Below are 22824 nucleotides of genomic sequence, written 5' to 3'. Positions count from 1 at the left end.
GGGTCTTCTGGATTTTCATCCCTGGGTTTTCTGGATGGCTTCGCGGAGGACCTGACGGTCGTCGAAGGGACGGATCACGCCGGCGATGTCCTGGCCCTGTTCGTGGCCCTTGCCGGCGACCAGCACGGTGTCGCCCGGGTGCGCGCGGGCGACGGCGGCCTCGATCGCGGCGGCCCGGTCCTCGAAGAGGAGCACCTCGCCGCGCTCGTGGACGGGCACCGAGGCGGCGCCTTCGAGCATGGCCGCGAGGATGGCGAGGGGATCCTCGGAGCGGGGGTTGTCGGAGGTCAGTACGGCGGTGTCGGCGAGCCGGGCCGCGGCGGCGCCCATCGGGGCGCGCTTGGTGCGGTCGCGGTCGCCGCCGCAGCCGAGGACGATGTGCAGCCGGCCCTTGGTGACCTTGCGCAGGGCCCTGAGGACCGACTCGACGGCGTCCGTCTTGTGGGCGTAGTCCACGACCGCGAGGTAGGGCTGTCCGGCGTCCACGCGCTCCAGGCGGCCCGGCACGCCCGGCACGGCGGCGATGCCGTCGGCGGCGGTCTGCGGGTCGAGGCCGGCGGTGGCGAGGGCGACGATCGCGGCGAGGGTGTTGGCCACGTTGAAGGGGCCCGGCAGCGGCGACTTGGCGGCGACCCGGACGCCCTCGGGCCCGGTGACGGTGAACGTCGAGTCCATCGGGCCGATGTGGACGTCGGCGGCCCGCCAGTCGGCGTCCGGGTGGCCCTCGGCGGAGTAGGTGACGACCGGTACGGAGGCCTCCCGGGCGAGCCGGCGGCCGTACTCGTCGTCGACGTTGACCACACCCCGCCTGCTGCGTTTCGGGGTGAACAGCTGCGCCTTGGCCCGGAAGTAGTCCTCCATGCCGGAGTGGAACTCCATGTGCTCCGGGCTGAGGTTGGTGAAGACGGCGATGTCGAAGACGCAGCCGTCGACCCGGCCGAGGACCAGGGCGTGGCTGGAGACCTCCATGGCGACCGCCTCGACCCCGCGTTCGCGCATCACGGCGAACAGGGCCTGGAGGTCGGTGGCCTCGGGGGTGGTGCGCTCGGACTTGATGCGCTCCTCGCCGATGCGCGTCTCGACCGTGCCGATCAAGCCGGTGTTGCGCGTGCCCTTCAGACCGCCCTCGACCAGGTAGGCCGTGGTGGTCTTGCCCGAGGTGCCGGTGATGCCGATCTGGAGCAGGTCGCGGCCCGGACGGCCGTAGACGGTGGCCGCGAGTTCGCCCATCCGCGCGCGCGGGTCGTCGGCCACCAGGACCGGCAGGCCGGTCGCGGCGGCGCGTTCGGCGCCCGTCGGGTCGGTCAGGACGGCGACCGCGCCGAGTCCGGCGGCCTGGGCGACGAAGTCGGCGCCGTGCAGCCGGGCGCCCGGCAGGGCGGCGTACAGGTCGCCGGGGCGGACCGCGCGCGAGTCATGGGTGATGCCCGTGACGTCGACTGCGCTGTGCGCCGGTTCCGGGGCGGCGGCACCCAGCTGATCGGCGAGCTCCGCGAGGGGTGTGGCGGAGTTCTGAACCGGCCTGGGCGGCCCCGGATGTGTCACGGAAGCGCCCTTCTGGGTGGTTTGGGACTGATCAGCGTGTGGCACGGCGGTGAGCGTACCGGGCGCACCCGGTCCGGAGCGAAGCGAGGGGCGCGGCATCCCGTGGTTCCCGGGATCGGGGGTGATCGTTGTCACGAACTCGTTCCTGGTGGTCTGTGCGAGGTGCTGAGGCGCTGATCAGGGCTTGTAGTCGACGGGCAGGTTGGCCGCCTTCGCGCCGGTCGGCGGGATCTGGAGGGTCTTGAGGGCGAACTCCATCACCTGCTTGTAGATGGGGCCGCAGATCTGGCCGCCGAAGTAGCTGCCGGCGGTGGCGTTCTGGATGGCGCAGTAGACGGTGATGCGGGGCTTGTCCGCGGGTGCGAAGCCGGCGAACGACGAGGTGTAGCCGCGGTACCTGCCGGTGGCCGGATCCACTCGGTTGGCGGTGCCGGTCTTGCCGGCCACGTTGTAGCCGGGGATGGCCGCCTTGGCGCCGGTGCCCTGCTCGTCGTCCACGACGGACTCCAGCATCTCGGCCAGGGTCTTCGCCGTCTTCGCACTGATCACGCGGGTCTTCTTGGGCTGGTCGGCAGGGGTGTAGCGGCCGTCGGCGCCCTTGGTGCCGCGCACCAGGGTCGGCTCGACGCGGACCCCGCCGTTGGCGATGGTCGAGTAGACGGAGGCCGCCTGCATGGCGTTGATGGAGAAGCCCTGGCCGAAAGGAATCGTGTACTGCTGCGACGTCGACCACTTGTCCGGGGCGGCCAGGATGCCCTTGGTCTCGCCGGGGAAGCCGAGCCCGGAGTAGCTGCCGATGCCGAACTTGCGCAGGTACGAGTAGAGGACCCGGTTGGCCTGTTCCTGGGTCTTGCCGAGCTGGCCGGCCGCCAGGATGGTGCCGATGTTGCTGGACTTGGCGAGCACGCCGTTGAGCGTGAGGTACCAGGTGGCGTGGTCGACGTCGTCCTTGAAGAGCCGGTCGCCGCGGTGCAGCCGGTTGGGCACCACCACGTGCGTGAGCGGGGTGGCGGCGTTCTGCTCCAGCACGGCCGCCATCGACATCACCTTGGCGGTGGAGCCGGGCTCGTAGGCGTCCTGGAGGGCCGCGTTGCCCAGGTCGGCGGCGTCGGCCGACGCCAGGTCGTTCGGGTCGAAGCCGGGCGAGTTGGCCATGGCCAGGACCTGCCCGGTCTGCGTGTCCTGGACGACCACGTACCCGCGGTCCGCCTTGGACTGCTTGACCTGCTCGGTGATGGCGTTCTGCGCGGCCCACTGGATGTCGCGGTCGATGGTCAGCTCGACGTCGGAGCCGGCCACGGCCGGGGTCTCGGTGGAACCCGCGGTGGGCACCTCGCGGCCGCCGGACTGGGCGTAGCGGATCTTGCCGTCCTTGCCGGTGAGCTCCTTGTCGAGCTGCGACTCGATGCCGCCGCCGCCCTTGCCGTCGGCGTTGACCCAGCCCAGTATCCCGGCGGCCAGGCCGCCGTTCGGGTAGACCCGCTGGCTGCTGGGGTCGGCGAAGACACCGGCCAGCACGTTGACGGTGCTGTGGTCGGTCCCGGCCTTGGCGGTCAGCGCGGCCTTCAGGTCCTTGATCTGCTTCCAGACCTGCGGGGTCTGCCGGGTGGCGAGCCGGACGTAGCGCAGCTCCTTGTTCGCGGGCCGCAGCAGCTTGACGAGGTCGGCCTGGTTCCTGCCGAGGATCGGGGCGAGCAGCGCGGCGGCCTGCTCGGGTCCGTCGTTCACCTTGAGCTGCTTGCCGGTGAACATCGTGGGGTCGGCGGTGATGTCGTACGCGTCCTCGCTGATCGCCAGCGCCACGCCGTTGCGGTCGGTGATCCCGCCGCGCTCGGCGGCCAGGGTGTGCACGACGTACCGGTTCTGCTCGGCCATCGCCGCGTACGCGCCGGCGTCGACGGCCTGGACCTGGAGCAGGCGCCCGACGAAGACCATCAGCACCAGGGTCAGGGCGAGGCCGACCATGCGCAGCCGGGGGCGGGGGCTGCCCAGACGCAGGGCAGGCGCGGCCGCGGGGCGCGGGGTGCCGGGACGGCGGACCGGGCGGGCGCCGGGGCCGGGCTGCCGCCGGACGGCGCCTCTGGGGTCCCGGGGGCGGGGCGGCTTGGGCGGGCCGGGCACGCGGCGGCGCGGCGATCGCCTTTCTCCAGAAGTGTCTGGCACTTCCGTCACCTGCCGGGGGTCGGGGTCGGGGACGTCACGGGGGTGGCACCCGGGGCCGGCGTGGAGGTCGCCGTCGGGGTGATCACCGGCACGAAGACAGTGGGCGTCGGAGCGCCGGCGGACGGTGTGCCGAGGGCCTCGGGGGCGAGCGGCACGGTCGTCTGCCGGAGGGCGGCGGGGCTGGGGACGCCCTTGACGGTGCCGTCCGGGTCGAGGAAGACCGGGTCGCCGCCGGGGACCATGCCGAGCTCGCGGGCGCGGCGCTGGAGGGCGTCGGGGGCGGAGTAGGCGTCGATGTCCCGCTGCAGGGCCTGTTCCTCGTCGGTCAGGTTCTTGGTCTGCTTCTGCAGGTCGTCGAGTTTGAACGAGCCCTCGCTGAGCGCCGAGTTCAGCACCAGCAGACCGATCAGGCCGCCGCCGAGGAGCAGGACGACGAGCAGGACGAACGGGGTGCGGGCGGCCTGGTTGGCCCGGCCGCCCGGGAAGAGCCGGGCGAGCCGGGCCGCCCGCCCCCGCAGCTCGGGTTTCCTACTCACGTGTCCTCCGGTGGGTCCGGAAACCCCGCTCGCTCACTCGGCTTCCTCCCTGATGCGCTGGGCTCCCCGAAGACGTGCCGGGGCGGCCCTGCGGTTCTCGGCGACCTCTTCCTCGGTGGGAAGTTCGGCACCGCGCGTGAGCAGCTTGAGCCGGGGCTGGTACTGCTCGGGCACGACCGGCAGCCCGGGCGGCGCGGTGGTGGCGGCGCCGGCCGCGAACACCTGCTTGACCAGACGGTCTTCGAGCGAGTGGTACGACAGTACGGCGATCCGGCCGCCGACCGCGAGGGCCTTCACGGCGGCCGGGATCGCCCTCTCCAGGACCGCCAGTTCGCCGTTGACCTCGATGCGCAGCGCCTGGAAGGTGCGCTTGGCCGGGTTGCCGCCGGTGCGCTTGGCGGCCTGCGGCAGCGCGTCGCGGATCAGCTCCACGAGCCGGGCGCTGTTGCTGAACGGTTCCTTCTCCCGCTCCCGGACGATCGCCGAGACGATCCGCTTGGCCTGCTTCTCCTCGCCGTACGCGTACAGGAGCCGGACGAGCTCGCCGGCCGGGTAGGTGTTGAGGACGTCCGCGGCGCTGATGCCGGTCGTCTGGTCCATGCGCATGTCCAGGGGCGCGTCCTGGGCGTAGGCGAAGCCCCGGTCGGCCTCGTCTAGTTGCATGGAGGAGACGCCGAGGTCGAAGAGCACGCCCTGCACGCGCGCGATGCCGAGGCGTTCCAGTACGCCGGGGAGCTCGTCGTAGACGGCGTGCACCAGGGTGGCGCGCTCGCCGAAGGGGGCGAGCCGCTCGCCGGACAGGCGCAGGGCCTCCTTGTCACGGTCGAGGGCGACCAGGCGGGCCTCGGGGAAGCGGGTCAGCAGCGCCTCGCTGTGGCCGCCGAGGCCGAGGGTGCAGTCGACGACCACGCTGCCCGGCCGCTCCAGGGCGGGTGCCAGCAGATCCAGGCACCGCTGGAGCATCACCGGGACGTGTCGACTCTGGCTCAAGGGGGCCTCTCAGGTTCCGGCAACGGGGACGCACCGCCGGGTCCCCGCCCGCTCGGTACGCACACCGCGCACGTGGGGAGACGGCCCGGGCGCCGTGCCGGGGTCTCCGGGGGATGTCACCAGCGGGGAGAGCCTCGCCTCCCGCTTCGCGCCACTTTAGTCCACCGTGTCGCGCGGTCAATCAACCGGCCTGCGCGGCGCGTACGGCGTCCCGGCCGGGACGGGTATTCACCGGGAATCATCCGTGCGGCCCCGTTTTGCCCTCCGTGTGGGTTAGCTCACAACAAGCCACGATGACGTTCTTTGTCCCTTCTCACAGGAGGCCGTGACTGCCCTTGACCAGTAACGTCGTGACTATGACGACTTCCGCAGCAGCTCCCACTGGATCCGAAGACGCCATAACCATGGGCGGCACCGTGACGGATCGCCTGGTCGACGCCAACCGGACCTACGCGTCCGCCTTCACCGACCCCGGCATGGACGCCCGGCCCGTGCTGCACGTGGCCGTGGTGGCCTGCATGGACGCCCGCCTCGACCTGCACCAGGCGCTGGGCCTGCAGCTCGGCGACTGCCACACCATCCGCAACGCCGGCGGCGTGGTCACCGACGACGTGATCCGCTCCCTCACCATCAGCCAGCGCAAGCTCGGCACCCGCAGCATCGTGCTGATCCACCACACCGGCTGCGGCCTGGAGGCCCTCACCGAGGAGTTCCGCACCGAGCTGGAGATGGAGGTCGGCCAGCGCCCGGCCTGGGCGGTGGAGTCCTTCCGGGACGTCGACCAGGACGTCCGGCAGTCCATGCAGCGGGTGCGCACCTCGCCGTTCCTGCTGCACACCGACGACGTACGCGGCTTCGTCTTCGACGTCCGCACCGGCCTCCTGCGCGAGGTCGACCCGGCCTGACCGCTCCCCGCCCGGCTGCCCGCGAGGTCTCACCCGGCCGAGCGGCCCGACGGCGACGACCGTCGGCAGCCGGGCCGGCCCGTCCCCCGCGGCCGCCCGCCATGCCTCCGGCGGCTCCCCGTCACCCCGCGTCGCCCGACGTCGGTCCGGGCGCCTCGGCCCGTCGATCAGACCGTGTGCCCCGGAACGCGCCGGCCGTAAGCTGTCGGCCCGCTGTCGAATAGGCGGCCGAAAGGCCGTAAGACCGACATAGTGCGGGCAGTTGTCCACAGGCGAGTGACACGAATCGGTAACGGCAGCAAGAATGCGGTGTGGGACGTCACGCGGAACCATTCACGCGTGGTGTCCGTGATTCGGGGTGGGCCGGTAGTGCGTGCAATGCGCCGGCCCGAGCAATAACGGGCCGAGGAGGGCCGGGTGACGACCTATGACGATCGAGCGAGCCTTAGTGATCTGACCGCCACTGTGGAGCGGGTCCGCAGTTCGGTGGAGGGTGTGATCGAGGGCAAGCCCGAGGTCGTACGGCTCTCGCTGACCGTACTGCTCGCCGAGGGGCATCTGCTGATCGAGGATGTACCCGGCGTGGGCAAGACGATGCTGGCGAAGGCGTTGGCGCGGTCCATCGACTGCTCGGTGCGGCGCATCCAGTTCACGCCGGACCTGTTGCCGTCGGACATCACCGGTGTGTCCATCTGGGACCAGCAGCGCCGGGACTTCGAGTTCAAACCGGGCGCGATCTTCGCCCAGATCGTGATCGGCGACGAGATCAACCGCGCCTCCCCCAAGACGCAGTCCGCGCTGCTGGAGTCGATGGAGGAGCGGCAGGTCACCATCGACGGGCAGACCTACGAACTGCCCAGCCCGTTCATGGTGGTGGCCACCCAGAACCCGGTCGAGATGGAGGGCACCTACCCGCTGCCCGAGGCCCAGCGCGACCGCTTCATGGCCCGCGTCTCGGTCGGCTACCCCAGCGTGGAGGCCGAGTTGCAGATGCTCGACATCCACGGCTCGGTCAACCCTCTCGACGACCTCCAGCCGGTGGCGCACGCCCATGACGTGGTGAAGCTGATCGAGGCCGTGCGCGGGGTCCATGTCGCCGAGCCGGTCCGCCGGTACGCGGTGGACCTGGTCGCCGCCACCCGCACCCACCCCGACCTCAGACTCGGCGCCTCCCCGCGCGCGACGCTGCACCTGCTGCGCGCGGCGAAGGCGTCCGCCGCCCTGAGCGGCCGGGAGTACGCGCTGCCGGACGACGTGCAGACGCTCGCCGTCGCGGTGCTGGCCCACCGGCTGCTGCCCACCGCCCAGGCCCAGCTCAACCGGCGCACCGCGGAGCAGGTCGTCCAGGAGATCCTGCAGTCCACCCCGGTGCCCGCGGCCCCCCAGCAGCAGACCGGCTTCGGCGGTCTGGGCCGGGGCGTGCCGGCGTATCCCCAACAGCCCCCGCGGAGTCTGTGATGAGCGCCCCCGCCCAGGCCGACCGCGAGGAGACGGGCGGGATCCGCACGGCCCTGGCCGGGCTGACCACCCGCGGCCGGTCCTTCCTCGCGGCCGGCATCGCGGCGGTGATCTGCGCGTACATACTCGGCCAGGCCGATCTGCGCCGGGTCGGGCTGCTGCTCGCCGTACTGCCGCTGATCTGCGCCACCGTGCTCTACCGCACCCGCTACCGGGTGGCCGGCAGCCGCCGGCTCTCCCCATCGCGGGTGCCGGCCGGCAGCGAGGCCCGGGTCCACCTGCGGATGGACAACGTCTCGCGGCTGCCCACCGGTCTGCTGATGCTCCAGGACCGGGTGCCCTACGTCCTCGGCCCGCGTCCCCGCTTCGTCCTGGACCGGGTGGAGCCGGGCGGCCGCCGCGAGGTGTCCTACCGGGTCCGCTCGGACCTGCGCGGCCGCTATCCGCTGGGCCCGCTCCAGCTGCGCCTGACCGACCCGTTCGGCATGTGCGAACTGACCCGGGCCTTCTCGACGTTCGACACCCTGACCGTCGTCCCGCGCGTGGAGCCGCTGCCGCCGATCCGGATCGGCGGCGAGGCGAAGGGGTACGGCGACGGGCGGCAGCGCTCGCTGGCCCTGGCCGGCGAGGACGACGTGATCCCGCGCGGCTACCGCCACGGCGACGACCTGCGCCGCGTGCACTGGCGCTCCACCGCCCGCTACGGCGAGCTGATGGTGCGCCGCGAGGAGCAGCCGCAGCGCGCCCGCTGCACGGTGCTCCTTGACACCCGGGGCGGCGCCTACGAGGGCGCGGGCCCGGACTCGGCGTTCGAATGGGCGGTGTCCGGTGCCGCCTCGGTCCTGGTCCACATGCTCGAACGCGGCTTCTCGGTCCGGCTGTTGACGGACACCGGCAGCTCGGTGCCCGGCGAGGGCGCCGACGGTTTCGCGGGCTTCGGCCAGGAGTCGGCGGAGGCCGCCGGGCTGCTGATGGACACCCTGGCCGTGATCGACCACTCGGACGGCACGGGCCTGTCCCGGGCCTACGACGTGCTGCGCGGCGGTAACGAGGGACTGCTGGTGGCCTTCCTGGGCGACCTCGACGAGGAACAGGCGACGGTGGCCGCGAAGATGCGCCAGCGCAGCGGCGGCGCCGTCGCCTTCGTGCTGGACCCGGACACCTGGGTCAGGGAGCCGACCGACGTGCCCGCGCCCGGCAACGCGCACGAGGAGCGGCTGCGGATGCTGCGCGAGGCCGGCTGGACGGCCGTCGGCGTGGAGCGCGGCGCCTCGGTGACCGAGCTGTGGCGGCAGGCCGGCCGGGAGCGCACGGGGCTCGCCGCGCTGGGCGGGGAGGCACGGTGATGAGCGGACGGGCCCGGCTCGCCCTCACCGCGGCCGCGGCGACGCTGATGGCGTCCTGTGCCCTGCTGCCCCTGGTCTCCCCGATGACCTGGCTGTTCCAGGCCGCGTTCCTGGTGGCGGTCCAGACCGGCGTGGGCGCGGCCGCCCGGCGGGTGCCGCTGACCCGCCCGCTGACCGTGGCCGCGCAGGCCCTGGTCACGCTGCTGACGCTGACCATGGTCTTCGCGCGGGGCCACGCGCTCGCCGGGGTGATCCCCGGCCCGGACACCTTCCGGTACTTCGGCGACCTGCTCCAGCAGGGCTCGGACGACGTCAGCCGGTATGCGATACCCGCGCCGCTGACGCCCGGCATCCGGCTGATGGTGATCGGCGGCGTGCTGGTCGTCGGGCTGGTCGTGGACACTCTCGCGGTGACCTTCCGCAGCGCGGCCCCGGCCGGGCTGCCGCTGCTCGCGCTCTACTCGGTGGCGGCGGGCCTGTCCGACGGGCCGACCGACTGGCTGTGGTTCCTGGTGGCGGCAGCCGGCTATCTGATGCTGCTGCTCGCCGAGGGCCGGGAGCGGCTCTCGCAGTGGGGCCGGGTGTTCGGCGGCGCCCCGCGCACCCCGGGCGGCCAGGAGAGCGGCGCGGTGGCCCCGGCGCGCACCGGGCGCCGGATCGGCTTCGCCGTGCTGGGCGTCGCGCTGTTCGTGCCGTTCGCGATGCCCTCGATCCAGGGCGGTCTGCTGGACGCCGCCGGGACCGGGGTCGGCATCGGCAACGGGAACGGCGGCACGATCTCCGCCGTCAACCCGCTGGTGTCGCTGCGGGACAGCCTCAACGTGGACGAGGACCGGCAGGTGCTGTCCCTGAAGGCCAGCGACAACGCCGACGTCTCCGACCTGTACCTGCGGATCGTCTCCCTGGACGACTTCGACGGCACCACCTGGAAGCCGGCCCAGCGGCACATCACCGGCGTGCCGGACAAGCTCCCGACCCCGCCCGGCCTCGGCGGTGACGTCAAGCGGACGACGGTGAAGTCGACGATCACGGCGGCCGACTGGTACGCCCAGGACTGGCTGCCGATGCCGTACCCGCCGAGCGGGGTGAAGGTGGCCGGCACCTGGCGCTACGAGCCGGTCGGGATGACCCTGGTCGGCGACCACGGGCAGAACACGCGGGGTGAGACCTACCAGGTCACCAGCCTGGACGTGCAGCCGACGGCCGAGCAGCTGGCCGCGGCGCCGGAGCCGTCGGCGGCGATGAAGAGGGAGTACACCAAGGTGCCCTCCTCGCTGCCGTCGGTGGTGGCGAAGACGGCGCAGGAGGTCACCGCGGGCTCGACCAGCCACTACGAGGAGGCGGTCAGGCTCCAGGACTACTTCGCGGTGTCCGGCGGCTTCCAGTACGACACCCAGGTGGAGGTCGGCCGGGGCGAGGGCGCGATCGCGAACTTCCTGAAGCAGAAGCGCGGTTTCTGCGTGCACTTCTCGTTCGCGATGGCCGCGATGGCCCGGACGCTGGGCATTCCGGCCCGGGTCGCGGTGGGCTTCGCGCCGGGCACCCCGCAGGCGGACGGCACGGTGTCGGTGGGCCTGAAGGACGCGCACGCCTGGCCGGAGCTGTACTTCGAGGGCGTGGGCTGGACCCGCTTCGAGCCGACCCCGACCCGCGGCACGACGCCGTCGTACACGCTGTCGCAGACGCCGGGCTCCGCCGTGCCGGACGAGCCCCTGCCGTCCAAGGGCGCCTCGACGGCACCGTCCGCCTCGGCCTCGCAGAGCGAGAGCTGCACGCCGCAACTGCGCAAGCAGGACGCCTGCTCCAGCCCATCGGCGGCGGCCGCGGTGCACAGCGGGGACGGCGGGCCGCCCTGGTGGCAGCTGGCCCTGTGGGCGCTCGGCGGTCTCGCCGTGTCGGCGGTGCCGCTGGCGCCGATGCTGTACCGGCAGCGGGTGCGGGCCGGCCGGCTCGGGGCCTACGACCGCACGCCCGCGGGCGTGGCGGCGCACACGCTGGCGGTCTGGCTGGAACTGACCGACACCGCCTGGGATTTCGGCATCCCGCCCGACGAGTCGCAGACCCCGCGCAACGCGGCCGCCCGGATCGTCCGGCTCGGCCGTCTGGATCCGGCCGCCGGGGCCTCGGTGCACCGGGTGGCGGACGCGGTCGAACAGGTGCTGTACGCGCCACGGCCGCGGCTGACGGCGGGCCTCGCGGACGACGTCCGCAGGGTCTCAGCCGCGTTCAACGGCACGGTCGGGGGCCCTGCGCGCCTGCGCGCGCTGTTCGCTCCGCGGTCGGCCGTGCGCGCGGTGTGGGCGGCGTCGGCGGGCTGGGCCCGGCTGCGGGAGCGGGCGACGGCGCTCCGGCCGCCCCTGCGAAAGCCCTCGGGGCAGGAGAGCTGACGGGGGCTGGCCGCGGGGGCCGGGGGGTGGGGTCGCTTACCGGCGCTGGCAGGGTGCCGCTGCGCCCACCCGTGCCGCCCTGCGGCACGACTGCCCGCAGCTATGCGGGTGACGCGGCTACAGCGCCCCGTGAGGGGCGCGGGGCTGTGGTCGATATGCGGCTCCGCCGCGTGGGCGCGACCAGCCCCCACGCACCCGCAGGGGCTCACGGCCATCGGCAAGGCCTCCGGCTCCGGCCGCGGCCGGCAACGCCCGAGGGGTGACCGCCGTCAGCGGTCACCCCTCGGTCACGCTCTGTTTTCGGTCTCCCGGCGAAGCCTCACTGGCCCTGTTCGTCGCGGCGGCGCTGCCAGCGCTCCTCGATGCGGTCCATCATGGAGCGCTTCGGCCGGCCCTGGCGGCGGGCCTGCGGACCGCCCACGGGCTGCTCACCGGGCTTGGGGGCCTTGCGCCAGCCGGTGACGGCGAGGACCGCGCAGCCCAGCATGACGAGGAAGCCCACCACGCTGACCCAGACCTGCTGAACGACCATTCCGGCGATGAGGAGCGCGATACCCACGAGGAAGCCGGCGACCGCCTGGTAGACCCGTCGCCGGGTGTACATACGCAGGCCGCTTCCCTCAAGCGCTGTCGCGAACTTGGGGTCTTCGGCGTACAGCGCTCGCTCCATCTGCTCAAGCATTCGCTGCTCGTGCTCAGAGAGCGGCACGGCGTCCTCCTCATCGTGCAGTCGCCGGGGCGACCCGGGGGGTCCCTTCAGGATAGGCAGGGAATCGCCCCCGTGAAACCCGCCCCTCTAGGCCAATTGGCCAACCGGAATCCGCCACGACAGTCCCGGCTCGCTGAAGCTTCCATTCCCCAGGAGCCGACCCGTCATGCCGGGCGATCTCCCTCGATCATACGGCGCAAACCCCTCGATCGGGGGGCCTGTGGCGTACTCCATCCGCTGTCGAGCCCCTGATCAGCAGGGTCGCCTCAGGAGGATCTCAGGCCCCGGCGGCACCCGGTGTCTCGCCTAGCACATGCAGCTGGGTGGCGACGGAGTGGAAGGCGGGGAGCTCGGCCGCGGCGGCCTCCAGCTTGAGCAGGGCGTCGAGGGCGCCGGGCTCGGTGTCCACCAGGACGCCGGGGACCAGGTCGGCGAAGACCCGCACGCCGTGCACGGCGGCGACGGCCAGGCCCGCGTCCTCGACCAGGCCGGTGAGCTGCTCGGCGGTGAAGCGGCGCGGCATCGGGTCGCCTTCGCCCCAGCGGCCGTCGGGGTCCTCCAGGGCCTGCTTGGCCTCCTTGAAGTGGCCGGCGAGGGCGCGGGCGACCACGGCTCCGCCGAGCCCGGCGGCGAGCAGGCTGAGGACGCCCTCGGAGCGCAGCGCGGCCACCGTGTTGCGCACGCCCTCGGCCGGGTCGTCGACGTACTCCAGGACGCCGTGGCACAGCACCACGTCGTGGCCGCCGCGCTCGACCACGTCGAACAGGCCGAGGACGTCGCCCTGGACGCCCTTGACCCGGTCGGCCACGCCGGCCTCGGCGATGCGGCGCTCCAGCGCGAACAGCGCGTTCGGGCTGGGGTCGACGACGGTGACGCGGTGGCCGAGCCGGGCCAGGGGGACGGCGAAGTTGCCGCTGCCGCCCCCGGTGTCCAGGACGTCCAGCGCGTCCCGGCCGGTGGCCTTGACCCGGCGGTCGAGGGCGTCCTGGAGGACCTCCCAGACCACGGCGGTACGGAGAGAGGCGCGGGGTCGAGTGGGGTCCGGCACGGCAGTTGACTCCTCGGCGCGGCACCGCCTGTTGCCCGGCGGCGCGAACTCGGTGCCTCCCCGGCCCGAGGTGCGGGCGGAAGGAAGACTTCAGGCGTTCTCCACCCTATTGCCTCCGCACCTGATTGCCGCCGCCGTGCCTGGTCATCCCGCGTCGGGCAGCTCCCTCCCCGGGGGACCGGCCGGCCGGTCGCCGTCCTCCCGGCGCGGCTGTGGCAGCACCGGCTGGAGGACGAGCATCCGCTCGACGATGCGGAGGAACATCGCCACGTCGCGTATCAGGTCGTCGGCGTCCCGGCGGCCCACCGCGCCCTGGATGCCGGCCTCGGCGCGGGCCCGGCGGCGGGCGCCGGAGGCGAACAGGGCGCTCCACTCGGTGAGCTCGGGGGCGACCTCGGGGAGCACCTCCCAGGCGCTGCGGATCCGGGCCCGGCGCCGGGGCGAGGTCTCGGGGCGGGCGCGGGCGGCGAGCACGGCGGCCGCGGTGCGCAGGGCGGCCAGGTGGGCGCTCGCGTAGCGCTCGTTGGGGGTGTCGAGCAACTCGGCCTCGTCCAGCGCGGCGCGGGCCCGGGTGAGCAGGTCGAGGGCGGCGGGCGGGGCCGTGGCCCGGCGGAGGACGGGGTGCACATCGCTCGCCGGGCCGGTCAGTGAGGGGGCAGGGCCGCCGGGGCGGCGCCGGTGGGCGGCGGCCGCTGACGAGTTGGCCATGACGAACCTCCTGTCGTCTCAGTGACGGCGCCCTCACACGGGGTGCCGTATGTGCCCATCGTGAGGTATGGCACTGACAATCCGTTCTGACCTGGGCTTTTGCTTCGATCGCGGGTTCGGGATAGTTTTTGCACTGACCAGTCAGTTTAAAAACTATGCGGCAGGGGGGAACCTGTGCACGGCGTACCTGTCACAGCCGAGCACCTTGGGCTCAGGGGCCCGCGGGGCTGGGCGTTCCGGGGGGTCTCCCTGGACGCCGGGCCGGGCGCGCTGATCGCGGTGGAAGGGCCGTCCGGCTCCGGCCGCACGTGCCTGCTGCTCGCGCTCACCGGCCGGATGAAGACCACCGAGGGCACCGCGACCGTCGGCGGAGCCCGGCTGCCCAAGCAGCTCGGGGCCGTACGGCGGATCAGCGCGGTGGCGAACGTGGCCGGGGTCACCGACCTCGAACCCGCCCTGACCGTCGGCGAGCACCTGCGCGAACGGGCCCTGCTGCAGAGCCGGTTCGGTGACTCGCTGCGTGATCTGGTGCGGCGCCCCGGGGCGCGAGCCGCCAGTGCGGGGCAGCGGGTGGGCGACGCCCTGGCCGCCGCCGGGCTCGACCTTCAGTCGCTGCCGAAGGGCGCCCGGACCGCCGTACGGGATCTGGAGCGGATCGAGGCGCTGCGGCTGTCCGTGGCGCTGGCGCTGGTCGGCAAGCCGCGGCTGCTGGCCGTGGACGACGCCGACCTGAAGCTGTCGCAGGACGAACGCAGTGAGATGCAGAGGCTGTTGGCGTCGATCGCCGCGGCCGGGACGACGGTGGTGGCGGTGTGCGGGCAGGCACCGGCGGGGGCCCTCGTCGTACGCACCGGGAACGCGGAGGCGGCACAAGAGGGGGAGGCCGGCGATGCGCTCGCCACGACTGGCCGCGCTTGAGCTCAGGCGCTTCGGACGGGGCAGGCTGCCGCGCGCGGCCCTGGTGGCCCTGCTGGTGCTGCCGCTGCTGTACGGCGCGCTGTACCTGTGGTCGTTCTGGGATCCGTACGGCCGCCTCGACCGCGTCCCCGTGGCGCTCGTGAACGACGACAGGGGGGCGAGCGCGAGCGGCCGGCGGATCACCGCGGGCGACGACATCGTCGCCGGGCTCAGGGACAGCAAGTCCTTCGACTGGCACGAGGTGAGCGCCGCCGAGGCCCGCCGGGGCGTCGAGAACGGCACGTACTACCTGTCGCTGACCATGCCCGCCGACTTCAGCGCGCGCATCGCCTCCAGCGCGGGCGACTCCCCTCGGACCGGCGCGCTCCAGGTGCGCACCAACGACGCGAACAACTACATCGTCGGGCAGATCTCCCGCACGGTCTTCAACGAGGTGCGTTCGGCCGCGTCCACCAAGGCGTCCCGGTCCTTCCTGGACCGGATCTTCATCTCGTTCTCCGACCTCCACGGGCAGACCGCGCGGGCCGCCGAGGGCGCCGACACGCTCGCCGGCGGCATCGGGAAGGCCGAGCAGGGGTCGAAGGACCTCGCGGACGGCCTGTCGGACGCCAAGACCGGCAGCGGGAAGCTCGCCCGGGGGATCAGGAAGCTGGACACGGGCGCGGGGACGCTGGAGGACGGCTCGCGGCAGGTCGCGGACGGCACCCAGGTACTGGCGGACCAGGTCAACGGCGTCTACGGCAAGGTCGGCCCGTACCTGGCGAAGAACGAGAAGACCATCGGTGACACGGCCCGGCTGGTCGCCGACTCGGCGCGGACCGTACGCGGCAACCTGGGCGTCCTGGTGAAGACCGCCCCGGCGGCCGCGAAGACGGCGCACGCGGCCGCGGACACCCTGGACGAGGTCTATGCGACGCGCTGCCCGGCACAGCAGCCGGCCGACCCGGTCTGCCCCGACCTGAAGAAGGCCAGGGACGCCGCCGCCGACGTGGCGTCGGTCGCCGACGACCTGAACGCGCTGATCGCCGACCAGAACGGCGACCTGAGGACGCTCGACGAGAACCTCCGCACGCTCCAGACGCAGGCACAGGCCCTCGCCGACCGCGCCCCGCACCTGTCCGAGGACGTCGCCGGCGCCGTCAAGAAGATCAACAAGCTGAACGACGGCGCGGCCCGGGTCGCCGCGGGCGCCGCGAAACTGCACACCGGCCTCGGGACGGCCACCACCGGCGCCACCGGCCTCGACGCGGGCCTAGGCAAGCTCAGGACCGGCGCCTACGACCTCGACGGCGGGCTCTACAAGCTCGTCGACGGCTCCAACACCCTCGCCGGCGGCCTGCACGACGGCGCGCGCAAGATCCCCGACTACGACAAGCAGGAGCGCGACCGGCGCACCGGGGTCATGGCCGACCCGGTGCAGCTCGCCTCCCAGGACCTGCACAAGGCGCCCAACTACGGCACCGGGTTCGCCCCTTACTTCATCCCGCTCTCCCTGTGGGTCGGCGCGATGGTGGCCTACATGCTGATCCCGCCGCTCAACCGGCGTGCCCTGGCGGCCGGTTCGGCGGCCTGGCGGATCACGCTGGCCGGCTGGCTGCCGGTGGTCGCGATCGGGGTGCTGCAGACGGCGGCCCTGATGGCCGTGCTGCACTGGGCGATCGGGCTCCAGATGGTCCGCGCGGCCGGCACGGTCGGGTTCCTGTTCCTGGTGGCGGCCTGCTTCGGGGCGATCGTGCAGTGGCTGAACGCGCGCTTCGGGGCGGCGGGGCGGATCCTGGTCCTCGCCCTGCTGATGCTCCAGCTGACGTCGGCGGGCGGCACGTATCCCGTGCAGACCAGTCCGGGCTTCTTCAACGCGATCCACCCGTTCCTGCCGATGAGCTACGTCGTGGCGGCACTGCGGCGGCTGATCACGGGCGGCGGGCTGGGACCGGTGTGGCAGGCCTGCGCCGTCCTGGCGGCGTTCACCGCGGGCGCGCTCGCGCTCACCGCGCTTTCGGCCCGGCGCCGCCAGGTGTGGACGCTGGACCGCCTGCATCCCGAGCTGAGTCTGTGAGGCCCGCCGTCATGCCCTCCTCTTCCGTGCCCGCGCGGGGCGCCGTTCCTGTGAGAATCGGGACCATGGAAAGCAGCAGCACCACGGGCGGCAGCACACGCCGTGAGGCCACCCGGCAGAAGCTCTACGAGGCCGCCGTCACGCTCATCGCCGAGCAGGGCTTCTCCGCCACCACCGTGGACGAGATCGCCGAACGGGCAGGCGTCGCGAAGGGCACCGTCTACTACAACTTCGCGAGCAAGTCGGTCCTCTTCGAGGAGCTGCTGCGGCACGGCGTGGGCCTCCTCACCGCGTCCCTGAGAGAGGCCGCCGAGCAGACCGCGCGGGAGGGCGGCAGCCAGGTCGACGCCCTGGACGCGATGGTCCGCGCGGGCCTCGTCTTCATCGACCGCTACCCGGCCTTCACGCAGCTCTACGTGGCGGAGCTGTGGCGCACCAACCGGGCCTGGCAGTCGACGCTGATGGTGGTCCGGCAGCAGGCCGTCGCGGTCGTCGAGGGCGTACTGCGCGAGGGAGTCGACAACGGCGAGTTCAGCGGCGAGATCGACATCCAGCTGACGGCGGCCGCGCTGGTCGGGATGGTGCTGGTGGCGGCCCTGGACTGGAAGTCCTTCCAGCCCGAGCGCTCCCTGGACGACGTCCACGCGGCCCTGTCCCGGCTGTTGCAGGGGCGGGTGAGCGGGAAGGGCTGAGCCCCTGCCGGCCGGGCCGCACGCGCGCGTGGGCGGACAAAAGCGCCGGTCCGTGGTGGCCGCGTCCCCCGCGGGCCGCCGTCGGACCGGCGCCTTTCGTGCACCCCGTTTCCCCCGGGTCCCCTCTCCCCTGTTTCCCCCGTGTCCCCCGTGTCTCGCTTCCGCCGACGCGAATCGGCGGAAGGAGCGGTCGAGGCGCGGTCGACGTTCCGCCGCCCCGTGTCGGCGGTGCCGTGCCCCGCGCCCCTCTCCGTGTCTCCACTCTCCCGTCCACGCAGGTCGCGGCCCATCCGCGCGCGTACTCAACTCGCCGCCTAGGTAGGCGTACTCAGGTGTGCGCGCACGGGCCCAGGACGTACGGCCGCCGACTGGTTACGATCGCGTCCGTGTCGGTACTCCCCTTGGTCTTCACCAGCGGCTGGGCCAGCGGAATCAACGCGTACGCGGTGGTGCTGCTGCTCGGCCTCTTCGGCGCGACGGGCCTGAGCGACGACGTCCCCGAGACGCTCCAGCGCCCCGAGGTGCTGATCGTCGCGGGCGTGCTGTTCCTGTGCGAGGCGGTGGCCGACAAGATCCCGTACGTCGACTCGGTGTGGGACTCCGTGCACACGGTGATCCGGCCGGCGGCGGGCGCCTGGGTCGGGGCGCTGCTCGCCGGGCACAGCGGCTCGCTCCCCGACGTGGCGGCCGGACTGGTCGGCGGTTCCACGGCGCTGGCCAGCCACGCCGTGAAGGCCGGTACCCGGATGGCGATCAACACCTCGCCGGAGCCGGTCAGCAACATCGTGGTGAGCCTGGCGGAGGATCTCGGAGTCGCCGGGATCGTGACGTTCGCGATGTTCCATCCGCTGGCGGCGGCGATCATCGCGGCGGTGCTGCTGGCGACCGGCCTGGTCGTGCTGGTGTTCCTGGTCTCCCGGATCCGGCGGTTCTGGCGCCGCCGCGCCCAGCGCCGGGAGGAACGGCGGCTCGCGGCGCGGGCGGGACGGCCACCCGGCTGACGGCCCGCCGGGCCGGACTGTCGGTGGCGGTGGATAAAGTCGCGGGCATGGGACGGATTGCGGTGATCGGCGCCGGGATGGGCGCCATGGCGGCGGCCGCCCGGCTGGCCGTCGCGGGCCACCGGGTGACGGTGTACGAGCGTACGGAGACCTACGGCGGCGGGGTGCGCCGGTTCGAGCGCGACGGGTTCGCCTTCGACACCGGTCCCGGGCTGCTGCCGCTGCCCGCCGTGTACCGCGATCTGTTCGTCAAGACCGGCAAGGAGCCGCTGGAGGACTGCGTCGAGCTGGTCCAGGTGGATCCGTCGGCGCGGCACGTCTTCGCGGACGGCACGGCGGTGTCCTTGCCGAACGCGTCCCGCGCGGGCGTCGTCACCGCCCTGGACGAGGCCCTCGGCGCCGGCGCCGGGCAGCGCTGGGGGGACTTCCTGGTGCGGGCCCGGGAGGCCTGGGACCGCACCAGGCGCCCGCTCCTGGAGGAGCCGCTGTGGCCGAACTGGCAGGTGCTGGCCGAGCGCGAGCCGTACCCGTCGGTCCCGCACAGGAAACTGCTGCGCACCCGCCGGGCGACCACCCTCGCCGAGATCGGCGCGTGGGAACTGCGCGACGAACGGCTGGCCGCCCTCCTGAACAGCCACGCGCTCGCGTACGGCCTCAACCCCCGTGACACGCCGGCGAGCGCGGCCGTGCTGCCGTACCTGGAGCACGCCTTCGGCACCTGGTATGTGCGCGGTGGCGTACGCGAGTTGGCACGTGCGGTGTACGAGCGGTGCGTGCGGCGGCGGGTCGAGTTCGTGTTCGGTGCCGAGGTCACGGCGGTGCTGGCGAAGGACGGCCGCGCGGCGGGGGTGGAGCTCGCCGACGGCGGTGTGGTCGACGCGGACCATGTGGTGGCCGGAGTGGATCCGGTGCGGCTCGAGAGGCTCACCCGGCTGACGGGGTGCCGGCTGGACGCCGAGGGTGATGTGCGGGCCGACACGAAGTCGGCGCGCGCGGTCCGCCTCACCGTGCTGCTCGCGCTCCGTGGCGGGCCGGAGGCCGGTACCGTCCACCGCACGATCGTGCACGCGCCGGACGACGAGACCGAGTTGGACCTGCTGACCGCGCCCGGCGGCGACCGGCCGGTGCGCCCCACCGTGACGGTGCTGCGCCCCGACGACCCGGCGCTCAGACCGGACGACGACCACGAGTCCGTGGTGGTGTCGGCGGTGCTGTCCAGGGACGCCGGCTGGGAGAACGACAGCACGGCCCGGGCCTGTACGGACCTCCTCCTGGAGGCCGCCGAAGCCGCCGTCCCAGGACTGCGGCAGCGCCTGCTCTGGCACGAGACACGGCTGCCCGAACACGCCACGGACGCCCCGGGACCGGAGGAGGTCCCGGCTCCCGCCCTCGCCGCCGGCAAGGGCCGCTTCCTGCACCCGGCCAACACCACCCGGCTCCCCGGGCTGTACCGGGTGGGCGGCTGGTCGCATCCCGGTGGCGGGCTTCCGCATGCCGGCATGTCGGGGGCGCTGGTGGCCGGACTGATCGTGGAGGGGCCGGAGTTCCGCGGCTCGCAGTGAGCCGGTGAGCCGGGCCCCTCGGGGACGCTCCGGCCTCAGAAACGGTACTGCTGCTCGTCGTACCCGTTGCCCTGCTGCTGCTGCCCCTGCCCGTCGCCCTGGTAGGGGTACGGCTGCTCCTGCGGGAGTTCGCCGCCGTAGGTCTCGTCGGCGCGCTGCTGCGGGACCCAGACCCCGCCGGCCGGGGTCTCTCCGTAGCCGCCGGTGCCGTACTGGCCCTGGGCGTACCCCTGCTGGTCGTACTGCTGGGTGCCGTACGACGACTGGTCGTACCCGGCGCCGCCGTACGTCTGGTCGCCGATGTACGGGTCGGAGTAGTTGGCGTACTGCTGCTGGCCGCCGCTCGTGTCGTAGCCGTACTGCTGCTGGCCGTAACCCGAGTAGTCGTAGGCGTAGTTCTGGTCGGTGCCCTGGGCGGCGTACGCCTGGTCCTGGCCGGCGGTCGCGTAGGCGGCGGCCTGCTGGTCGCCGGTGGCGGCGTAGCCGGAGTCGCGGTAGACGCCGTACGAACCGGTGTCGTCGGGCATCGGCTGCGGCTCGTACACCGCGGTGGACTCCGCCGCGCCGGGCTCCATGGTGCGGGCCGCCGGGGTGAAGACGTCGTCACGGTCGTAGTCGTCATTGCCGTAGGACGGCGTGCCGTTCGTGGCGTAGGCGCCCTGCTGCTCGGCGTAGGCGGCGTCGGCCGCGTCCGGGTCGGTGGCCTCCAGGCCCGGGTCCTCGTCCGGCTCGCCGCGGCGGCGCTTGATCAGGCCGCCGCCGTCACCCTCCGCGCCGGGGCGCTTGACCGCCCAGCCGGCCTCGAAGCCGCGGCGGAACGACAGCGTGACGTAGGTCTGGCCGACCGCGAAGGCGATCGCGCCCACCCCGATGACGATCACGGACGGGATCAGGACACCGAAGACGACCCCGAGGAAGCCGCCGAAGGCGAGCAGGCGCCAGCGCAGCCGCGCCTTGTACTGCAGCAGGACCTCGCCGAGCAACCACAGTGCGACGACGCCGAACGCTACGTAGAGGACCGTCCAGCCCATGTACGCCCCTCCTCCAGTGACCGCTACGCAGTGTGTCGTACTCCGGTGCGGCCGGTCTAGGCCTGCGGGGGATGGTGCAGGCCCAGGTTCTCGTAGATCTCCAGCGTGGCCGTGGAGTTGTTCAGCGTGATGAAGTGCAGTCCGGGCACTCCCTCGGACAGCAGCCGGGCGCAGAACTCCGTGGCGTGTTCGATGCCAATGGAGCGTACCGCCGCCGGATCGTCTTTGGCTGTGAGGATCCGCTCTTTCAGGGCGTCCGGGAAGGCCGCGTTGCTGAGTTTGGGCAGTCGTTCCAGCATCTTCACACTGGTGACCGGCAGAATTTCCGGGATGACCGGGGTGTCGCAGCCGGCCGCGGCGACCGAGTCGCGAAGGCGAAGGTAGGACTCGGGCTGGAAGAACATCTGCGTGATGGCGTAGTCGGCGCCCGCGCGGCACTTGTCGACGAAGTGCCGGATGTCGGTGTCCCAGTCGTCGGAGCGCGGATGCATCTCCGGGAAGGCGGCGACGCCCACGCAGAAGTCGCCCGACTCCTTGATGAGCCGGACGAGTTCGGCCGCGTAGGTCAGCCCTCGCGGGTGCGCCACCCACTCGCCCATCGGGTCGCCGGGCGGGTCGCCGCGCACCGCGAGCATGTTGCGGATCCCGGCGTCCGCGTACTGGCCGATGATGTTGCGCAGCTCGGCCAGCGAGTGGTCGACCGCGGTGAGGTGCGCGACCGGGGTGAGCGTGGTGTCGGCGACGATCTGCTCGGTCTCCTTGACCGTGCCCGCGCGGGTGGAGCCGCCCGCGCCGTAGGTCACGGAGACGAAGTCGGGGGCGACCGCCTCGACCCGCCGGAGCGCGCTCCACAGGTTCCGCTCACCCTTGGGGGTCTTCGGCGCCGAGAACTCGAACGAGTACGTGGTCTTGCCGGTGGCGAGCATGTCACGCACGGTGCGTGCGCGGTCAGTCCTGGTGGATGCGGTTCCGAGGGCCATACCCGCAGGTTAGTCAGGCGCGGACGGCCACCCAACCGAACTCGTGATATTTGCCCGAATTGTCGACCTCATGTCCGAATACTGGACAAGTTTCCGGACAGCGGCCCCCTGCCCGTCACCGCGAGCGCAGCCGCTTGGCGAACTCGGCCGCCGCCGCGCCCGGGTCGTCGGCCGCGGTGAGCGCGCGGACCACGACCACCCGGCGGGCGCCCGCGTCCAGCACCTGGTCGAGGTTGCCGAGGTCGATGCCGCCGATGGCGAACCAGGGGCGGTCGGTGCCCAGGGCGGCGGTGTACCGCACCAGGCCGAGGCCGGGGGCGGGGCGGCCGGGCTTGGTGGGGGTGGGCCAGCAGGGGCCGGTGCAGAAGTAGTCCACACCGTCCTGCACGGCGGCCGCGGCGGCCTCGGACTCGGCGTGCGTGGAGCGGCCGATCAGGACGTCCGGGCCGAGAATCGCACGGGCGGCCGACACCGGCAGGTCGCCCTGGCCGAGGTGGAGCACGTCGGCGCCGGCCGCGTGAGCCACGTCGGCGCGGTCGTTGACCGCGAGCAGCTTGCCGTGCCGGGCGCAGGCGTCGGCGACCACGGCGAGGTGCTCCAGCTCCTCGCCGGCCTCCATGCCCTTGTCGCGCAGCTGCACGATGTCGACACCGCCCGCCAGGACCGCGTCCAGGAACCCGGCGAGGTCGCCCTGCTCCTTACGGGCGTCCGTGCACAGGTAGAGCCGGGCATCGGCCAGCTGGGCGCGGGCGGTGTCGGGCATCGGTCTTCCCCCGTTGTGTCGGTACT

General features: G+C 73.0%; 19 protein-coding genes. 9 read left to right on the top strand and 10 right to left on the bottom strand.

Annotation, left to right across the window (positions count from 1 at the left end; all coding sequences use genetic code 11):
• Positions 1-15: 15 nt before the first annotated feature.
• Genes AB0P24_RS17265 through rsmH form a run of 4 tightly spaced genes read right to left on the bottom strand, consistent with a single transcriptional unit; the run spans position 16 to position 5234 of the window.
• Positions 16-1680, bottom strand: a complete 1665-nt coding sequence (locus AB0P24_RS17265) for a UDP-N-acetylmuramoyl-L-alanyl-D-glutamate--2,6-diaminopimelate ligase (RefSeq protein ID WP_365794728.1) — start codon at positions 1678-1680, stop codon at positions 16-18.
• Between the two features lie 42 nt (positions 1681-1722).
• The gene (locus tag AB0P24_RS17260) at positions 1723-3708 is read right to left on the bottom strand and encodes a penicillin-binding protein 2 (RefSeq protein WP_365794727.1); all 1986 of its coding nucleotides are present in this window, start codon (positions 3706-3708) and stop codon (positions 1723-1725) included.
• Between the two features lie 5 nt (positions 3709-3713).
• The gene (locus tag AB0P24_RS17255; RefSeq protein WP_365794726.1) at positions 3714-4244 is read right to left on the bottom strand and encodes a septum formation initiator family protein; all 531 of its coding nucleotides are present in this window, start codon (positions 4242-4244) and stop codon (positions 3714-3716) included.
• Positions 4245-4277: 33 nt separating this feature from the next.
• Positions 4278-5234 carry a 16S rRNA (cytosine(1402)-N(4))-methyltransferase RsmH gene (gene rsmH, locus AB0P24_RS17250; RefSeq protein ID WP_365794725.1) on the bottom strand — a complete coding sequence of 319 codons (957 nt, stop codon included), beginning with the start codon at positions 5232-5234 and terminating at the stop codon, positions 4278-4280.
• Positions 5235-5590: 356 nt separating this feature from the next.
• Here rsmH and AB0P24_RS17245 point away from each other — a divergent pair, with 356 nt between their 5' ends.
• From AB0P24_RS17245 to AB0P24_RS17230, 4 genes are all read left to right on the top strand, one after another.
• Positions 5591-6139: a carbonic anhydrase gene (locus tag AB0P24_RS17245; RefSeq protein ID WP_365794723.1), complete on the top strand. Its 549-nt coding sequence runs from the start codon at positions 5591-5593 to the stop codon at positions 6137-6139.
• 417 nt (positions 6140-6556) lie between these two features.
• Entirely contained in the window at positions 6557-7597 is a 1041-nt protein-coding gene (locus AB0P24_RS17240) for a MoxR family ATPase (RefSeq protein ID WP_365794721.1), read from the top strand.
• Positions 7597-8943 (top strand): DUF58 domain-containing protein, encoded by a 1347-nt coding sequence (locus tag AB0P24_RS17235; RefSeq protein ID WP_365794719.1) that lies wholly within the window; start codon positions 7597-7599, stop codon positions 8941-8943. The genes AB0P24_RS17240 and AB0P24_RS17235 overlap by 1 nt, the downstream gene beginning before the upstream one ends.
• Positions 8943-11330, top strand: coding sequence for a DUF3488 and transglutaminase-like domain-containing protein (locus AB0P24_RS17230; protein ID WP_365794717.1), 2388 nt, complete (start codon positions 8943-8945; stop codon positions 11328-11330). Before AB0P24_RS17235 ends, AB0P24_RS17230 begins: the two co-directional genes overlap by 1 nt.
• A gap of 319 nt (positions 11331-11649) precedes the next feature.
• On the opposite strand, the gene AB0P24_RS17225 is transcribed toward AB0P24_RS17230, so the two are convergent.
• From AB0P24_RS17225 to AB0P24_RS17215, 3 genes are all read right to left on the bottom strand, one after another.
• Positions 11650-12039 carry a DUF3040 domain-containing protein gene (locus AB0P24_RS17225; RefSeq protein ID WP_365794715.1) on the bottom strand — a complete coding sequence of 130 codons (390 nt, stop codon included), beginning with the start codon at positions 12037-12039 and terminating at the stop codon, positions 11650-11652.
• Positions 12040-12316: 277 nt separating this feature from the next.
• On the bottom strand, positions 12317-13087 hold the full coding sequence (locus tag AB0P24_RS17220) for a methyltransferase (protein WP_365794713.1): 771 nt from the start codon (positions 13085-13087) through the stop codon (positions 12317-12319).
• Between the two features lie 144 nt (positions 13088-13231).
• A complete protein-coding gene (locus AB0P24_RS17215; RefSeq protein ID WP_365794711.1) occupies positions 13232-13795 on the bottom strand; it encodes an SAV_6107 family HEPN domain-containing protein in 564 nt (187 codons plus the stop codon).
• Positions 13796-13969: 174 nt separating this feature from the next.
• On the opposite strand from AB0P24_RS17215, the gene AB0P24_RS17210 reads away from it, so the two are divergent.
• From AB0P24_RS17210 to AB0P24_RS17190, 5 genes are all read left to right on the top strand, one after another.
• Positions 13970-14713 (top strand): ATP-binding cassette domain-containing protein, encoded by a 744-nt coding sequence (locus AB0P24_RS17210; RefSeq protein ID WP_365794709.1) that lies wholly within the window; start codon positions 13970-13972, stop codon positions 14711-14713.
• Positions 14685-16769, top strand: coding sequence for a YhgE/Pip domain-containing protein (locus tag AB0P24_RS17205; RefSeq protein ID WP_365794707.1), 2085 nt, complete (start codon positions 14685-14687; stop codon positions 16767-16769). Before AB0P24_RS17210 ends, AB0P24_RS17205 begins: the two co-directional genes overlap by 29 nt.
• A 65-nt stretch (positions 16770-16834) precedes the next feature.
• Entirely contained in the window at positions 16835-17461 is a 627-nt protein-coding gene (locus tag AB0P24_RS17200; RefSeq protein WP_365794705.1) for a TetR/AcrR family transcriptional regulator, read from the top strand.
• A gap of 386 nt (positions 17462-17847) precedes the next feature.
• Positions 17848-18462, top strand: a complete 615-nt coding sequence (locus AB0P24_RS17195) for a DUF4126 domain-containing protein (RefSeq protein WP_365794703.1) — start codon at positions 17848-17850, stop codon at positions 18460-18462.
• Between the two features lie 47 nt (positions 18463-18509).
• Positions 18510-20024: an NAD(P)/FAD-dependent oxidoreductase gene (locus AB0P24_RS17190; protein WP_365794701.1), complete on the top strand. Its 1515-nt coding sequence runs from the start codon at positions 18510-18512 to the stop codon at positions 20022-20024.
• Positions 20025-20059: 35 nt separating this feature from the next.
• On the opposite strand, the gene AB0P24_RS17185 is transcribed toward AB0P24_RS17190, so the two are convergent.
• From AB0P24_RS17185 to thiE, 3 genes are all read right to left on the bottom strand, one after another.
• On the bottom strand, positions 20060-21055 hold the full coding sequence (locus AB0P24_RS17185; RefSeq protein ID WP_365794699.1) for a hypothetical protein: 996 nt from the start codon (positions 21053-21055) through the stop codon (positions 20060-20062).
• 56 nt (positions 21056-21111) lie between these two features.
• Positions 21112-22035 carry a methylenetetrahydrofolate reductase [NAD(P)H] gene (gene metF, locus AB0P24_RS17180; RefSeq protein ID WP_365794697.1) on the bottom strand — a complete coding sequence of 308 codons (924 nt, stop codon included), beginning with the start codon at positions 22033-22035 and terminating at the stop codon, positions 21112-21114.
• Positions 22036-22150: 115 nt separating this feature from the next.
• The gene (gene thiE, locus AB0P24_RS17175) at positions 22151-22798 is read right to left on the bottom strand and encodes a thiamine phosphate synthase (protein WP_365794695.1); all 648 of its coding nucleotides are present in this window, start codon (positions 22796-22798) and stop codon (positions 22151-22153) included.
• Positions 22799-22824 lie beyond the last annotated feature (26 nt).

Source organism: Streptomyces sp. NPDC086519, from assembly GCF_040686075.1.
GTDB lineage: Bacteria > Actinomycetota > Actinomycetes > Streptomycetales > Streptomycetaceae > Streptomyces > Streptomyces shenzhenensis.
The sequence above is the reverse complement of the archived record's forward strand: the minus strand, read 5'-3'. Positions and strand labels throughout refer to the sequence as shown.

Bases quoted from the DNA above. Each gene is read 5' to 3' on its own strand.
- AB0P24_RS17245 (WP_365794723.1), top strand. From the start codon at position 5,591: ATGACGACTTCCGCAGCAGCTCCCACTGGATCCGAAGACGCCATAACC.
- AB0P24_RS17235 (WP_365794719.1), top strand. From the start codon at position 7,597: ATGAGCGCCCCCGCCCAGGCCGACCGCGAGGAGACGGGCGGGATCCGC.
- AB0P24_RS17230 (WP_365794717.1), top strand. From the start codon at position 8,943: ATGAGCGGACGGGCCCGGCTCGCCCTCACCGCGGCCGCGGCGACGCTG.
- AB0P24_RS17215 (WP_365794711.1), bottom strand. From the start codon at position 13,795: ATGGCCAACTCGTCAGCGGCCGCCGCCCACCGGCGCCGCCCCGGCGGC.
- AB0P24_RS17205 (WP_365794707.1), top strand. From the start codon at position 14,685: ATGCGCTCGCCACGACTGGCCGCGCTTGAGCTCAGGCGCTTCGGACGG.
- AB0P24_RS17200 (WP_365794705.1), top strand. From the start codon at position 16,835: ATGGAAAGCAGCAGCACCACGGGCGGCAGCACACGCCGTGAGGCCACC.
- AB0P24_RS17190 (WP_365794701.1), top strand. From the start codon at position 18,510: ATGGGACGGATTGCGGTGATCGGCGCCGGGATGGGCGCCATGGCGGCG.
- AB0P24_RS17185 (WP_365794699.1), bottom strand. From the start codon at position 21,055: ATGGGCTGGACGGTCCTCTACGTAGCGTTCGGCGTCGTCGCACTGTGG.
- metF (WP_365794697.1), bottom strand. From the start codon at position 22,035: ATGGCCCTCGGAACCGCATCCACCAGGACTGACCGCGCACGCACCGTG.
- thiE (WP_365794695.1), bottom strand. From the start codon at position 22,798: ATGCCCGACACCGCCCGCGCCCAGCTGGCCGATGCCCGGCTCTACCTG.